This is a genomic window from Sediminibacillus albus (assembly GCF_900101125.1).
Classification (GTDB): domain Bacteria; phylum Bacillota; class Bacilli; order Bacillales; family Amphibacillaceae; genus Sediminibacillus; species Sediminibacillus albus.
Window position 1 is genome coordinate 145,649 of record NZ_FNFL01000006.1, and the last position, 14,440, is coordinate 160,088.

Annotated in this window: 13 protein-coding genes and 1 pseudogene; 4 read left to right on the forward strand and 10 right to left on the reverse strand. The window is 39.5% G+C overall.

What is annotated here, in order from left to right:
• Nucleotides 1–55 precede the first annotated feature (55 nt).
• Nucleotides 56–586 (reverse strand): GerW family sporulation protein, encoded by a 531-nt coding sequence (ytfJ, locus tag BLR93_RS14815; protein WP_093216211.1) that lies wholly within the window; start codon nt 584–586, stop codon nt 56–58.
• A 13-nt stretch (nt 587–599) separates the two neighbouring features.
• Entirely contained in the window at nt 600–1,223 is a 624-nt protein-coding gene (locus tag BLR93_RS14820) for a DUF2953 domain-containing protein (RefSeq protein ID WP_093216214.1), read from the reverse strand.
• Between the two features lie 210 nt (nt 1,224–1,433).
• Between BLR93_RS14820 and BLR93_RS14825 the strand changes: the two genes are divergently transcribed.
• The gene (locus tag BLR93_RS14825) at nt 1,434–2,234 is read left to right on the forward strand and encodes an NAD kinase (RefSeq protein WP_093216217.1); all 801 of its coding nucleotides are present in this window, start codon (nt 1,434–1,436) and stop codon (nt 2,232–2,234) included.
• A gap of 84 nt (nt 2,235–2,318) precedes the next feature.
• Here BLR93_RS14825 and BLR93_RS14830 read toward each other — a convergent pair whose 3' ends face one another.
• The 7 genes from BLR93_RS14830 to refZ form a co-directional block, all read right to left on the reverse strand.
• The gene (locus BLR93_RS14830; protein WP_093216219.1) at nt 2,319–3,914 is read right to left on the reverse strand and encodes an amidohydrolase; all 1,596 of its coding nucleotides are present in this window, start codon (nt 3,912–3,914) and stop codon (nt 2,319–2,321) included.
• Nucleotides 3,915–4,127: 213 nt separating this feature from the next.
• Entirely contained in the window at nt 4,128–4,322 is a 195-nt protein-coding gene (locus BLR93_RS14835; protein ID WP_093216222.1) for an alpha/beta-type small acid-soluble spore protein, read from the reverse strand.
• 96 nt (nt 4,323–4,418) lie between these two features.
• A complete protein-coding gene (thiI, locus tag BLR93_RS14840; RefSeq protein ID WP_093216224.1) occupies nt 4,419–5,621 on the reverse strand; it encodes a tRNA uracil 4-sulfurtransferase ThiI in 1,203 nt (400 codons plus the stop codon).
• A 6-nt stretch (nt 5,622–5,627) separates the two neighbouring features.
• Nucleotides 5,628–6,767: a cysteine desulfurase family protein gene (locus BLR93_RS14845; protein WP_093216227.1), complete on the reverse strand. Its 1,140-nt coding sequence runs from the start codon at nt 6,765–6,767 to the stop codon at nt 5,628–5,630.
• Between the two features lie 93 nt (nt 6,768–6,860).
• Nucleotides 6,861–7,145, reverse strand: a complete 285-nt coding sequence (locus tag BLR93_RS14850) for a hypothetical protein (protein WP_093216229.1) — start codon at nt 7,143–7,145, stop codon at nt 6,861–6,863.
• Nucleotides 7,146–7,156: 11 nt separating this feature from the next.
• Nucleotides 7,157–8,848 carry a septation ring formation regulator EzrA gene (ezrA, locus tag BLR93_RS14855; protein ID WP_093216232.1) on the reverse strand — a complete coding sequence of 564 codons (1,692 nt, stop codon included), beginning with the start codon at nt 8,846–8,848 and terminating at the stop codon, nt 7,157–7,159.
• A 353-nt stretch (nt 8,849–9,201) separates the two neighbouring features.
• On the reverse strand, nt 9,202–9,846 hold the full coding sequence (refZ, locus tag BLR93_RS14860; protein WP_093216234.1) for a forespore capture DNA-binding protein RefZ: 645 nt from the start codon (nt 9,844–9,846) through the stop codon (nt 9,202–9,204).
• Nucleotides 9,847–10,035: 189 nt separating this feature from the next.
• On the opposite strand from refZ, the gene BLR93_RS14865 reads away from it, so the two are divergent.
• Complete coding sequence (locus BLR93_RS14865; RefSeq protein ID WP_093216238.1) at nt 10,036–10,515, forward strand: GAF domain-containing protein; 480 nt, start codon at nt 10,036–10,038, stop codon at nt 10,513–10,515.
• 41 nt (nt 10,516–10,556) lie between these two features.
• Here the strand turns inward: BLR93_RS14865 and BLR93_RS14870 are convergent, their stop codons facing one another.
• Nucleotides 10,557–12,449: a sensor domain-containing diguanylate cyclase gene (locus tag BLR93_RS14870; protein WP_245690170.1), complete on the reverse strand. Its 1,893-nt coding sequence runs from the start codon at nt 12,447–12,449 to the stop codon at nt 10,557–10,559.
• 430 nt (nt 12,450–12,879) lie between these two features.
• Between BLR93_RS14870 and rpsD the strand changes: the two genes are divergently transcribed.
• Entirely contained in the window at nt 12,880–13,482 is a 603-nt protein-coding gene (rpsD, locus tag BLR93_RS14875; RefSeq protein WP_093216240.1) for a 30S ribosomal protein S4, read from the forward strand.
• Nucleotides 13,483–13,801: 319 nt separating this feature from the next.
• Nucleotides 13,802–14,152 (forward strand): annotated as a pseudogene (locus BLR93_RS14880) (transposase); the annotation flags it as partial.
• Between the last annotated feature and the right edge of the window lie 288 nt (nt 14,153–14,440).

The following is a 14,440-nucleotide window of genomic DNA, read 5'->3' on the forward strand; positions in this document are numbered from 1 at the left end:
CTTTTATAATTATGAAGGCAATGGGTAAGATTGTCTAACATAATGAAATCGCCCTCTACTCTTCCTCATCCTCACTATTGTCTTTGTCTTTGCTTTTATCTTTGTCCTGCTTAGACTTGCTCTTTTCCTCTTTGGACTTTTTACTTTTATTGCTATTGCCAGTGGATTGATCAATTATTTCTTGAATCTTGTCCATAGCCTGTGGAGCAAATTCAAGCAATTTTTCGTAAAGATGTGTGTGTTGATCTAGATGGATCATTTGCACACCTTTCTGATTGACAATAAGAAAAGCTATCGGTGTAATTGATACGCCCCCGCCGCTGCCGCCGCCAAATGGGAGACTGCTTTTGCTGCTTCCCTCAGAATCAGAGTCAGAGTCAGAATCAGAACTGGAATTGCCGCCAGATTGGCCGCCTTTAAACTCGGATCCCCCAGCTGCAAAACCGAAACCCACTCTGGAGACAGTAATAATCATACTACCGTCTGGAGATTCTACCGGATCACCAATAATAGTATTGACATCAACCATATCTTTTAGATTTTCCATGGCTGTAGTCATTAACCCTTCAATTGGATGTTCACTCATGTGACTAGCCTCCTTAGGTTTTAATAGGTTCTTTGGTTGCCTGCGTATTCTGTTTAGGCAGATACTTCGCTATATGACGAAAGATGCGTATAGCTTGTCCCAATCGAATGGAAAAAATACACTCTAGTTCTGTGTGAATCCGGTCTTGCTGAAACAATGGCTGTACATCTACATCACAGGCAGCTAATTTATAGACATGTTCATTAATCCAGGAGAGAATAATTGCTTTTATACTCCAGCCAGCACCGGCAGCTACTCCGGTTAAAGTAGCATCGTCTAATCCGAGCTTTGAAGTCCATGTCAGTTTTTTTATGGTTATTTTAGATAAAAATTCAATAAGGTGCGGAAGTATACTTGTGATGGTCCTCCTTGTTTCACGGAACTTCTCCCATTTGCTTTTAAGATATTGGATATTTATAGAAACAGGATTCTTTTGTTTAAAAGGTGAATGGCTGTCGCCGGCGCTTAATACTTCTATTTCTTTGGTAAGTATATTGACCCCAAGCGTTTTGATTTCCAGCTTGAGATAGTCAGAGCCATCCCTGAATGTGTAATAAAAAGTTGTATGCACACGTAAGAACAGCAGTGAAATCACTAAAAGAATAATCATTAATCCAATCAAAAATACCCACCACATACAAGATCACCTCCGTCTTCACCAGTATTTTCAAAAAGACAGATGGTTAAACTAACTTTCATAGATACTTTCCTGCTGGGAATCTTAAAAAAATGATGATAACATGGGATCATACTAGTCTTTGTCCATTAAACGACTGGCGGAACGGATTGTCAGCCTTTAAATGGACAAACTGGGATCAAGTTTCTAGTAAGACAGGAGGAAGCATTGATGGATAAACGCCGCAACCTATATTTTTATTATCCAAAAGAAGATGAATTAGAAAAGAGGTTACAACCTTTATTTAATTTAGCAAAAGATAACGGATTCAATATTGTAGAAAATTCAGCCGATGCCAACATTATCATAAGTGTAGGCGGAGACGGGGCTTTTCTGCAGGCAGTAAGAAAAACCGGATTTAGGCAGGATTGTTTATACACAGGAATAGCCAAGTCGAATGAGGCAGGATTGTATTGTGATTTCAATCTTGATAACTATGACGAAATGGTCAACTCGATGTTACACGAAGAAATGGAAGTTCGCCGCTTTCCCGTCATAGATGTATTAGTCAATAACCAAGCCCACTTCCTATGCCTTAATGAAGCTAGTATTAGATCCACTTTGATAAAAACAATCGTTATGGATGTTTTTATCGATGACCAACATTTTGAAACGTTCCGCGGAGATGGCTTGATTGTCGCCACTCCAACAGGCAGTACAGGATACAATAAATCTACTCATGGTGCCGTTGTTGATCCCAAAACACCATGCTTTCAAGTAACTGAGCTGGCTTCTTTAAATAACAACAGGTATCGCACACTGGGATCTTCATTTATTCTTGATAAGACAAGGAAGTTGACTTTAAAAGTTATTCAGGATGGTAATGATTATCCAATCATCGGTTTTGACAATGAAGCATACTCTGTCCGGAACGTAAAAGACTTAACAGTTACTTTAAGCGACAAAATCGTGAAGACAGTGAAGTTGAAAAATAACTCTTATTGGGACCGAGTGAAAAGGACATTTCTCTAGAAAATAATCCAAACATATAAAAAGGAGGTTTCCTGTCCGGAAACCTCCCTAAGCTGTCGAGGGACTCCCGACAGCCCTTTTTAATTACTGGATTCTTTGATATACAACTTCTTCGTCCACTACTGTCTGCTCTACTTTTAAAGTATGTATTTGCTCTGGGTCAATGGTAAAAGGATCCTTGTCAAGTATGGTGAAATCTGCAGTATAACCTCTTTCAATTTTGCCTTGATCATGTTCATGGCATGATGCATAGGCACTTCCCTTCGTATATAGTGAGATTGCTTCATACATAGACAATCTTTCATGATCCTGGTAAGTTTCTCCATTTGCGGTTGATTTTCTTGAGATTGCAGCTTCAATGCCGAGTAACGGGTCTACACTTTCAATTGGTGCATCCGACCCGGCTGCACACGGAATCTGTCTATTCAAAAAGGATTTCCAAGCATAAGCATATTTTAACCGTTTCTCTCCAATCCTGTCGATTATCCAAGGAAAATCGGAGGCAACGAAAGTCGGTTGGATATCTAATACGACGTCCAATTGTTCTAATAGCCCTAACAGCTCCTCGTTTACGATCTGTGCATGAATGATCCGATCCCGCCTGCCATTATCCAGAGGGAACTTCTGTAATGTTTTTGCTACTGCCTCAACCGCCTTATCGCCAATAGCATGCACAGCGACAGGCATGCCATATTTCCGAGCCATCTGAACAAGTGATTCCAATCTTTGCTGGCTATGAATGTTGATACCCGAGTTTTCAGGCTCATCCTGATATGGCTCTGACAACCAAGCTGTTCGTCCGCCCAGCGCACCGTCAGAAAAGATTTTCATTGCCCCCATTTCAATGTAAGGTGTTCCCTGGTGATAATCCAATCCAGCAGCTGCCATGTCCTCGATTACTTCATGATGCACGAGTAAATGCGCGCGGAATTTACGCTTGATTCCATCGATTCCTTTTTTAAAAGCATTATATGTTTTAGTAAAGCCTCCGTAATAGTTTAAATCTTCACTATGCCCGCCGACTAATCCATACTGATGGAGATCATCTACCGCCGTTTGTACGATAGCTGTTAAATGTTCTTCTGACATCGATGGAACCACGGCCTTAATAAACTCTTGCGCCGTATCGAGAAAGTAGCCAGTCGGTTCGCCTGTTGAATCCCTTACGACTACCCCACCCTGCGGGTCCGCTGTATCTCTATTAATACCTCCCATTTCCATTGCAGCCGTATTGGCAAGCAAAGCATGCCTGCAAATTCTGTTCAATACCATCGGATTTTCCGGACAAATAGCGTCCAGTTCATCTTTATGCAGTATTCTTGGTGTTTCCCATTGATTCTCGTTCCATCCCTCTCCGATCAGCCATTCGCCGGCTGCTAATTGGGTTGATCGGCTGCGTAGCGCCTGGAGAACTTCTTCCGGAGATTGCAGTGCAGATAAATCCAAATGGATTAACTTTTCACCGTGGCCGATGATATGTAAGTGGCTGTCAATGAAACCCGGGAACATCGTTTTCCCCTGCAGATGATGAACAGTGTCTATTTCTTCCTGATATTTAGCTCTCAATTCAGAAAGCGATCCAGTATCCTGAATCAAACCGTTTGCCGTAAAAACTGCTTCTACTTTATCCATTTCAGCTTTCATTGTATAAATATTGCCGCCTTGCCATAGTGTTCCCATTGCCTTTTCTTCCCCTTTGCGAACCTTCTTCTTTGTTGATTGATAATAGTTACTTCCAAGATAAACATGGCCTTGATCAAGAATTTTTGCGTTGTTCTCCTGTTACAGACCATAAGAAGGTTGTTTAATTGTTAATCATTTTAAACTTTTCAGACATAAAAGAAAAGGGTAGTGCATCACTACCCTTTGTTTATGCCAAAATATTATTTATTATTATCCGCGGAACTGTTGTTGGGCAGTTGACACCAAACGTTTAGTGATTTCTCCACCTACAGAACCGTTAGCACGGGAAGTTGTATCAGCACCAAGCTGTACACCAAATTCTTGAGCGATTTCCACTTTCATTTGGTTAAGCGCCTGCTCAACACCTGGAACTAAAAGCTGATTGCTATTGTTGTTATTTGCCATGATGATTCACCTCCTTATAACATTTTTATCATATCCTCTAGGAAGTGAATCATTCAGTACGGCGAATGGTAGTTGTTGCAAATAACCCCAGTATTATTACAAGAGATCGCTAAATTCCCGTTCCTCTTCAGAGGCAGGCTTAATGCTTACAATGTCTATATTAGCAAGTGTCTCATTTAATTCTTCGGTAAAGTCTGCTGATTGTTCAAACTGATTGACTTTTTCACGCCTTGGCATAGTTTTAGGTGCATTAGGCACAAATACGGTACAACAATCTTCATATGGTCGAATAGAGATATCATACGTATCAATCGATTGCGATATATCGATAATATCCTCTTTATCCATAGCAATCAACGGGCGAAGCACGGGATAGTTAGTTACCTCATTGATGGAATGCATACTCTCCATTGTCTGGCTCGCTACCTGTCCCAAGCTTTCCCCGGTAGTTAATGAAAGAATACCTTCTCTCTCAGCAATTTTCTCACTTACTCTCATCATCATGCGCCGCATCACTGTCATCGAATAACCGTGAGGGATGGATTGGTGTATTTTCTGCTGCAGTTTTGTGAACGGAACAACATGAATACGGATGGAATGGCCATAATCAGTTAATTTGCGCGCCAAATCAAATACTTTTTGCTTCGATCTTTCGCTAGTGAACGGCGGCGAATGAAAGTGAACGGCTTCCACCTGAACGCCCCGCTTCATTGTTAAGTAACCGGCAACAGGGCTGTCAATGCCGCCAGAAAGAAGCAAAAGCGTTTTGCCCGAAGATCCGACAGGCAGTCCTCCTGCTCCTGCAATTTTTTGAGAAGTGATATAAGTTCCATCCTGGCGTACTTCTACTCTCAATTCTATATCGGGATAATGGACATCGACCGTGTAGCCATCAGTGTTACTCAACAGATACCCTCCCAATACTTGATTCAAGTCTTGGGACTTAATCGGAAACGACTTATCCGTTCTTTTAGCAGTAATTTTAAAAGTTTCTACCCCATCTGCTTCCTCGAGAGCAAAAAGAGCAGCTTTTTTTATTTCTTCTGTATCATTTTCTACTTTAATAGCCAGGCTCAAGCTGTGAATACCGAAAATATGCCGGCATTTCTCGATGATTGGTTCAGGGTCCTGGCCATTCAGTAAGACATACATTCGGTCTCTTTGTCTTTTGATTTTTATATCTGGTACTTCTTTTAATTTATTTCGCACATTTTCTTGTAATTTAACGGTGAAATTTTTTCTGTTTTTTCCTTTTAATGCTATCTCTCCATAGCGGAGGACAATGTATTCATATTGCATTTCTATCTACCCCATTACTTCACTTAATTGATTTAAGACTTCACTAAAGGCTTTACAAAATTCTTCAATTTCTGTTTGTTTATTTTGATAGGAAAGGCTGATTCGCAAGGCATGATTGCTTCTCGAATCAGGCAGCCCGCAAGCAGCCAATACGGAGCTTTGGTCTTCCTGTTTTGAGGAGCACGCCGACTTTGTTGAGATGTAAAAACCTTTTTCACTTAATGCATGAATAACAACTTCAGGTTTAAACCCCGGAACTGAAAAATTAATAATGTGCGGGGCATGGTCCTTTGGTGAGTTTATAACCACTTGATCTAAGGCAGATAAATAATTCCAAAGTGTTTCTTTTAAGTGACAAAGATGCTGGATTTTTGAAGTTTGATTTTCTAAGGCTATCCTAATGGCTTTTACGAGTGCTGCATTTCCAGCTAAGTTCTCTGTTCCTGACCGATAGGACATCTCCTGGTCTCCCCCATGCAACAAAGGAAACAGCAACGTACCTTTTCTAACATACAAAAATCCAGTACCTTTTAACCCATGGATTTTGTGGCCAGAGACAGTACAAAGATCAATGCCGCTATCTGCTAATCGCAACGGCACCTTTCCGAACCCTTGCACATTGTCTACGTGAAAGTGCAATTTCGGGTACTTTTTAGCGATTAAACCTATTTCCTTGATTGGTTGTATGGTGCCCATTTCGTTATTTACATGCATGATACTGATTAAAATAGTTTCTTCTGTAATAGCAGCCTCCAGGTCCGTTGTTGACACGCTTCCAACGTGGTCAACAGGCAGATAGGTTACTGTAAACCCCAGTTTTTCCAAGGCCCGGCAACTCTCCAAAACAGATGGATGCTCCACTTGCGAGGTTATAATGTGCTTTCCTCTGGTTTGATGTGCTAACGCAATACCCTTGATGGCTGTATTATTCCCTTCCGTTCCTCCTGAAGTAAAGACAATTTCTTCCTCTTCAACATCCATTACACTAGCAGCCTGCTGTCTTGCTCTCAAAAGCAGCTTTTCCGCTTCTGCACCTGTTGGATGAATCGATGAAGGATTTCCAAAATATTTTTCTGACACTTGGTTAAAACTGTCGATGACTTCTATATACGGCTTAGTTGTTGCACTATTATCTAAATAAATCATGGCAGTAAGCAGCCCCCTTTATTTGCAATCAATTATAATACCACAAATAATCCCCTGCTACAATTATACAGCAGGGGTTTCAGTATTAGTTCATTATTCAATATCCAAAGCAGATAATAAAAAGTCAATCGATATGCGCCGATTTTCACGGACACTCTCGGTGTCAGACTCATTGGCGAGTGCGCGTTGGTCAGTTATTAGCCGATCACCCATAGTTAAGGCACTGGTATTTATATAGGGTATTTCAGACCGCTTCCCTGTTGAGTGATCCCGTACAGGAGCCGTGTCCTCTTGCATATTGCTTTCCGTTAGCAGCCACCATGAGGTACCCCAAAGGAATACAACAGTAAAACTGAAGATGATTACCAGCTTTTTCAATTTGATCACACCTAGCCTGGAACTTTATTGTACTCTTCCAAACGCTTCAATGCTCCTGGTTCAATATCTTCCAATGCCTGGACAGCTTCCTCTAAAGCTGATTCATATTCATATTTCCGGAACAGACTTTCTGCTTCCGACAACCTGGCCGATAGCAAAGGGTATTGGCTTCTGTATCTGTTGGCATACTGAATCACCAATTCCACCAATCGTGCTTGCTCCAAAAGCATATCTGTCTGTTCAGTCATGGAGTGTACTACATCCTCAGCTTTGGCCAGCGAGTGTTGAATTTCGCCAATATCCAACGGCTGTTTTTCCAGCTTATGGGTGACTTCTTCAATTTGAATCGAAGCGTCCTCTAACAGTTTCCATATATAAGATGGCACACCTGGAATATTACTCTTCATTAACATCCGATGGGAGTTTTGCATGGCTTTGCGCATATCCAGAATCAGTTCTTTTGCCTCTATTTCATCTTTTCTTAATGTTTGGATTTGGCTTCTGAATTGCTCGTGTAAAACCGTCAAATCTTCCAATTCCTTAAAGCCGGCTTCCACCTTATCTCTTAATTCAATATGGGTAAGCTTTTGCTCATTAAGCCCTTTATCGATTTCTTCCAATTGATCCTTCAGCAGCTTCATTTTCTTCTCAAGGCTTAAGTGGGTTTCCATATCGTTATCTTCAAAGTAGTAAGACTCCTGCAGCGTCTCCACTTCCAGTCTTGTTTCCTCCAAAGCCCGAAGTTCCTCTTTAAGTTCTTTCCGATAACCTGGCAGTTGTTTAAGGACATAGTTTTTAGCAATCGCTTCTTTTTCCAAGAGCTGGTACATCTCTTTCATTCTTTCCTCTACATGTTCAATAAACTGAGGAATTTCATCCAGTACACCTTTTTCCAGATGTTCCAGACACTCTAACAACTCTGCCTGGTACCTGTGAATTTCTTTTTCGAAACCGAGGTGGTCTATATGGTATCCATCATTTTTCATGCCAATAATTCCTGTCAGCAAATCATCCAGCTGGTTTGGCAGTGTTTGTTTGCATGTTTTATAAATAGCTGGAAACTCTTCAATTTCACCCTCCAGCGAGTCAAGCTCACCTTTCAATTCATCTACCTGTTTCTGTGCTTCAAAATAATTTCCATCGTCGGTGAGTTGATGGTATTTATCGATCATTTGATTCAGCTCATCTAATGCCAATTCAAAACGCACTTCCGAATTTCCGAAGTTATGGCGGTTTTGAAGAAGTTTTTTCCGGAGTTCCTTCACCCTCGGTTTAAGTTCTTCAACTGCATTACGGCTGTTTTCTTCAGAATCGAGCAGTTGTTCCAACTCGATAAACATCTGCTCAATATCCGCTTCTATTGCTTTTAACGCCCCTCCTACATTTAACAAGTTCTGTTTTGCTGTGGGCATTCGGTATTTATCCGCTGCTTCTTCAGCATCAAATAAATATTCTTCCATATCAGGAAGCTCCCTGGTCAGAATTGAATCCCAGCGCTCTTTCCATTTTTCGAAGTTTTCCTGAGTTTCCCCTGATAAATTTAAGGCTTTCACTTTGGATAATTCCGACGTTACATTTCGATTCATGATGTCCATTTTCCAAGCCTCTAACCTGTCAACTTCATCATAAACCCTTTTTCTCCAAATCAACCCAAAAATAATTAATGTTATAAGTATAAGAATGCTGCCAATTATGTACGCCATAAATAACCTCCTGACTAAATCCAGTACTATATGTATCGAAAAAGGAGGATGAAGACTGTATGCTTGAAAAGCTAAATCCCCTTCACCATCACTTATTCCCCAGAAATAAAATATCCAACTGGAATAAAGGAGCTTAAAGCTCCTTAACCATTTCTCCTATTTATCTTTTAAAATCCAATCATTACTAATTATTACTAATATGATACCATGAGAACCGACATTTTTGGTTATATTTTTTCAAATTTATTCATATAGCGACTTTTTTTTCTAATGATAAATAAATGCAGGCAACCCGTAACAGTAAAAACAGCCGTTTTTATTGACGTCAACCTTATCCCGCGGCTTTTACTTGATTAGAATTGAACATGGATATTGCCTCTTTCTTCATATCTATTTTCCGATGCTAAATGGTCGATCCAGCTGCATATAAAACTAGTATATTTCTTAGCGAAGAAGTCCTGGGAATGATTCCACTCTAAAAAATTGCGCCATTCATTGGGCGAAGAAAATGGACTGCTTAACATACCTTTAAATTGGATGAAGAGAAATTTCATATCTAAATTGGTATGGGAAGTTCTCTGCAAGGATTCATTAAACACAGAGCTTAGTAAATAGTTCTCTTTTGCCAAATACGTCACCATCATTTCCCTGACAAAAATCGAATCCAACGTAAGCTCTCTATGGATGAAACAAGTAAATTGATGGTGTGCTTGTTTATATTGTATAATTACTGCAATCATTTTTTTCAGCCTCTCTAATTTAGGCATCGCTTTTGTATCTGTAATCACTGCCTCTAATTGGCCCAAATACTGTTCATAGTAGCAAGTGACGATGGACTCTAACAACCCTTGCTTGCTATTAAAATAGTAATTGATCAAAGATACATTTATTGAAGCAGACTTTGCAATGTCACGTACGGAAGTTCCATGGTATCCTTTCGTAAAAAACAATCGACAAGCCGCATCCATTACTTTTTGTTTTGTTTGATTATTGCTCACGGTTACCACCTCCTCTTTTCTTTTTACGACATATAAGAGGAGAGTCCTGCATATTTCGCTCGTCAAATCGTGCAGGCTGACAGTCGATTGATTTCCTAAGGAGGCGATTAACGTCGAACGCTGTTGCCAAATCGTTCAGCAACGTTTTTTGACAGGGGATTTTACACTTATACTTAAAGGTGGGATTACATGTTTGAAGCAAAAAGTTATTCAGGATCCAAGGAGAAAGATTACAAACTGCTTCTAAAACAATTGGAAGCACTTATTGAAGATGAACAGGATGCGATTGCCAACTTATCGAATGCATCAGCTTTGCTTAACCAGTTTTTATCAGAAGTTAACTGGGTTGGATTTTACCTTTGGAAAGATGGAGAGCTTGTTTTAGGGCCATTTCAAGGTCTTCCAGCCTGTGTAAGGATTAAAGCTGGAAAAGGCGTTTGTGGAACAGCTGTACAACAAGGCAAGACGCAGCGGGTCCAGGATGTAGAACAATTTCCGGGGCACATTGCCTGTGACGCAGCGAGCCAATCAGAAATTGTGGTCCCTTTGTTTAAAAATAAAGAGATTTTTGGTGTCCTGGATATTGACAGCCCTATTAAAAATCGTTTTGATGAAGAAGATGAAAAATTTTTAGAACAGTTTGGAGCTATAATTGAAAAGTATATTTAGTCTTGATAGCAAGAAAAGCTGGCCTGGAGGCCAGCTTTTCTTCATTCTGCTGTATGTTTTGCTTTAGCTACACAATTCTTTCCTAATTTCTTAGCTTCATAAAGTGCTTCATCCGCTCTATCGAAAATACTTCTTGCCAAATCTTTATGGTTTTTCTCCCAGGAAGAGACTCCTACGGAAATAGTTACTGTTGGCTCTGTAAAAGCTTCCACCTGTCTGACCAGCTGATGTGCCGTTTCCAGCCCATCTTCCATTGAGGCATTCGGTAAATATACCGCCAGCTCTTCTCCACCCCACCGGGCAGCAAAGTCTTCCTTCCCGAGGTGCCCCTTCATAATATTTGCAACTTGAATAATTAATTCGTCTCCAACCTCGTGCCCATATGTATCGTTAAATTTCTTAAAGTCATCAATATCAATCAACAAAAAGGAGCCCTGTTCGTCAGATTTCAAATGTTCCTGCAGCTGCTCATCAAGATATTTTCTGGAATACAAGCTAGTTAAGTAATCAGTTATCACCAAATGTTCGAGCTTTTCTCTTAACATCGAATTGACAAACGCAAGCGTAGAATGATGGACTAAGGACTGAATCAGCTTGAAGGATTCAAATGAAAAATAGTACGGTTGTTTATGAAGCGCAATAATGGCCCCTTTTATTTGTTTCGATTGAACCATAGGTATCGCCATTACAGAATGAAATGGTAAAGGGATATTGGGATATTTGATTGAAAAATCCCCGATAAAAACGGAATCATGCTGCTTCTGCAAAAGGTCAAGAATCGTCGGCAGAAATTTGTTGGATCCTTTGAGGAGGAAGTAGTCAGTGCTTCCGTCAAGAATTTCATACTCCTCTTCTTCATCTTCTTTATATAAAATAAACCCAATTTCTTGTGCACCGAATTTATCCTTTATTTGCCTGTTCATAAAAGATGTTGTTTCAATTAACCTTAGATTAGAATTAAGAGTATGGGAGGTCTCATTAATTAATTGCAAGTCTTCGATTAACTGCTTAGATTGTTGGTAAAGCCTCGTATTTTCTAATGCATTACCTGCAGCATTTGCCAGTGATGTAATAAACTCGACTTCTTCTTTAGGGAAAACGACAGCCGCGGGTGAAATGATTTGCAGTACGCCATAAACACCCTGGGTACCCTTCAAGGGAGCGTATAGACAAGTTTCACTTACTTCATGGTCTTCCTCGATTTGCACTTCCCCCGTTAAAAAAGCATGGACGCTTACTTTATTTGTTACATTATCATTATAAATCAATTCTTTAATAGGCAGTTCCCCATTGGAAGGAAAATCCTGCGATAAAAATAAAAAGTATTCAAATCTTGGATAAACACCCTTTAATGTATTAATCACTTCTCCTAATACATGATTGGTATTGATAGAGGAATGAAACTTTGCCGTTACCCGGTATAACACTTCAAATCTGTTTGCATTTTGGGCCATCCTGGCATGCACATTCATACTATTTATGACGCTGGAGATTTCCCCTGCTACTTCTTGAAATTCCAGTATGTTAGTCTCCATATGCTCGCTATTCACCGTGGCCGCAAAAAAATAGCCAACAATTACCTCGTCTTCCTCTAATGAAATTAACAAGGAGTCTAAGAAAGTCTGCTCTTTTAACACAGGTTTCCCTGAAAATATCTTCCTATTATCAAAGGGAGTATTATTCATGTTAACTGCTTCTTCCGCCAGCTCTGAAAGCAATACTTCTTCGTCTTTTTCCGAATCTGTATGAAGAAAATAACTGTTTTTCCAAGGATCATATAAATAAACAGCAGCATATTCCAATGACAAAAACTGCTTAACTTTTCTGCATATCTCTGTTACTTTTGTATCAACAGAGACATTGCTTTCATTTATAAAACCTTCAATTATGTAATTCCAAAATTCGAACCTTGCTTGCCTGTTGTTGGTTTTCATGAAATCTCACCTATCATATAAACTGGCTTTGCCGACAAGGTTGATCCCCTGTCCGTTGCCTTCATTAGTATTTAATCTTTAACTATTAAGAAAAACTTAATCCAATAAGTCTTGATTATATAGGAGATATATCCTAATTATATACGAAAAAGCAATTTTTTCCTACATTTATCCTATTTAATTATCAGTAATTGTTAATTGTCTACCGACGTATTGACTTCTTCGCTAAATAATCTTATAATGGACTTTGTGTAAAAAAGGTAGCCTATGTGAACCTCCGCCTGTTTCATTTTGTTCCTTACAAAGCAGTAAGGTGTATCGTGTAACTCTCTGCTGCTGGAGCGATGGTACATGAAAACAAAATGGGCAGCGATCGGGAACACACTGTCTTATTTTATGCAAATCTACTATATAAAGGAGAAGATGTACAATGGCTCGCTATACAGGTCCTGTATGGAAAAAGTCTCGTCGTCTCGGAATTTCTTTAACTGGTACTGGTAAGGAATTAGATAAGCGCCCTTACCCGCCAGGACAACATGGTGCTAACCAGCGCCGTAAACTATCAGAATATGGTCTGCAATTACAAGAGAAGCAGAAGCTTCGCTTCATGTACGGAATTAACGAACGTCAATTCCGCCGTTTGTTTGACCAGGCAGGAAACATGAAGGGTATCCATGGTGAAAACTTCATGATCCTTCTTGAATCACGTTTGGATAACTTGGTTTACCGTATGGGTCTTGCCCGCACTCGTAGACAAGCTCGCCAGCTTGTAGGCCACGGCCACGTAACTGTGGATGGCGGACGTGTCGATATTCCATCTTACCGCGTAAAACCAGGACAAGTGATTGGCCTTCGTGAAAAATCACAAAACCTTGACATTATTAAAGAATCAGTGGAAACAAATAACTTCGTTCCAGAATATCTTTCTTTCAATGAAGATACTCTTGAAGGAACGTACACTCGTTACCCTGAACGTTCTGAATTACCTGCTGAAATTAACGAACCGCTTATCGTTGAATTCTACTCTCGTTAATCTTTGCAGTTTGCAGGATAACACACAAAGAACCCTTAAAACGTTGATATATCAATGTTTCAAGGGTTCTTATTTTTAATTTAGTTTGCAAAATAATGTAAGATAATGAATTGATTTGATTTGGGGCCAGCTGGGACCAAAGTGTGACCAATAAAATCATAGCATGGGTGAAGGGATAGAAAGTAGCAAGTCGTATAATGAATATTAAGAGGATACTTACGAGGAATATTCATTAAAATTCCAGACCAATCTGCAAGGTGATTGACACCATTTGCATTTTGATATTCACGGTGTATATCACATATAAAAAGCTAAGAGTGATTTGCCACGGTTTAGTCATCCAAAATTGCTTGTAGCCTTCGCAGGAATTGATCCAAGTGTCTTTGAGTCTGGGAAGTTCAGAGCCACGATCAATCGCATAACCAAAAGAGGTTCAAGCCGTCTACGCCAGGCATTATTTATGGCAGTAAAGTGTGCAATTCGTTACTGTCGAAAAAAGAAAACAACAGATGAGATTATCCCTCGGAATAAAAGGTTAAGGGCCTTTTATGATAAGAAACGAGAAGAAGGGAAACCTTACAAAGTAGCCATAATAGCCTGTGTAAGCAAACTCTTAAGATGGATATTTGCGATTATGACAAATAAGGCAGCTTTCCAAGATATAGACTAAAAGATAAACTTGACCACTAAATACAAAACCTTCCATAACCAGAAGAGTGGAAGGCTATTTGGTATGCCCAAATTTAGTGTAACATGATTAATTTAATTTTTTCATTGAAAAATGTTGACAAACTATTAGCTGGTTTAGTTGAAGAACGTAATTCCACAACAACCTGTTTTAATGATTATGAAATTAGTAATTATATATATATGTATTTATTATTCCTTATAATAAATTTAGGGAGCGTTGGATAGTGTGTTCTTCGATTAAGTCGATATTTCTTTTGTCCAAAGTATA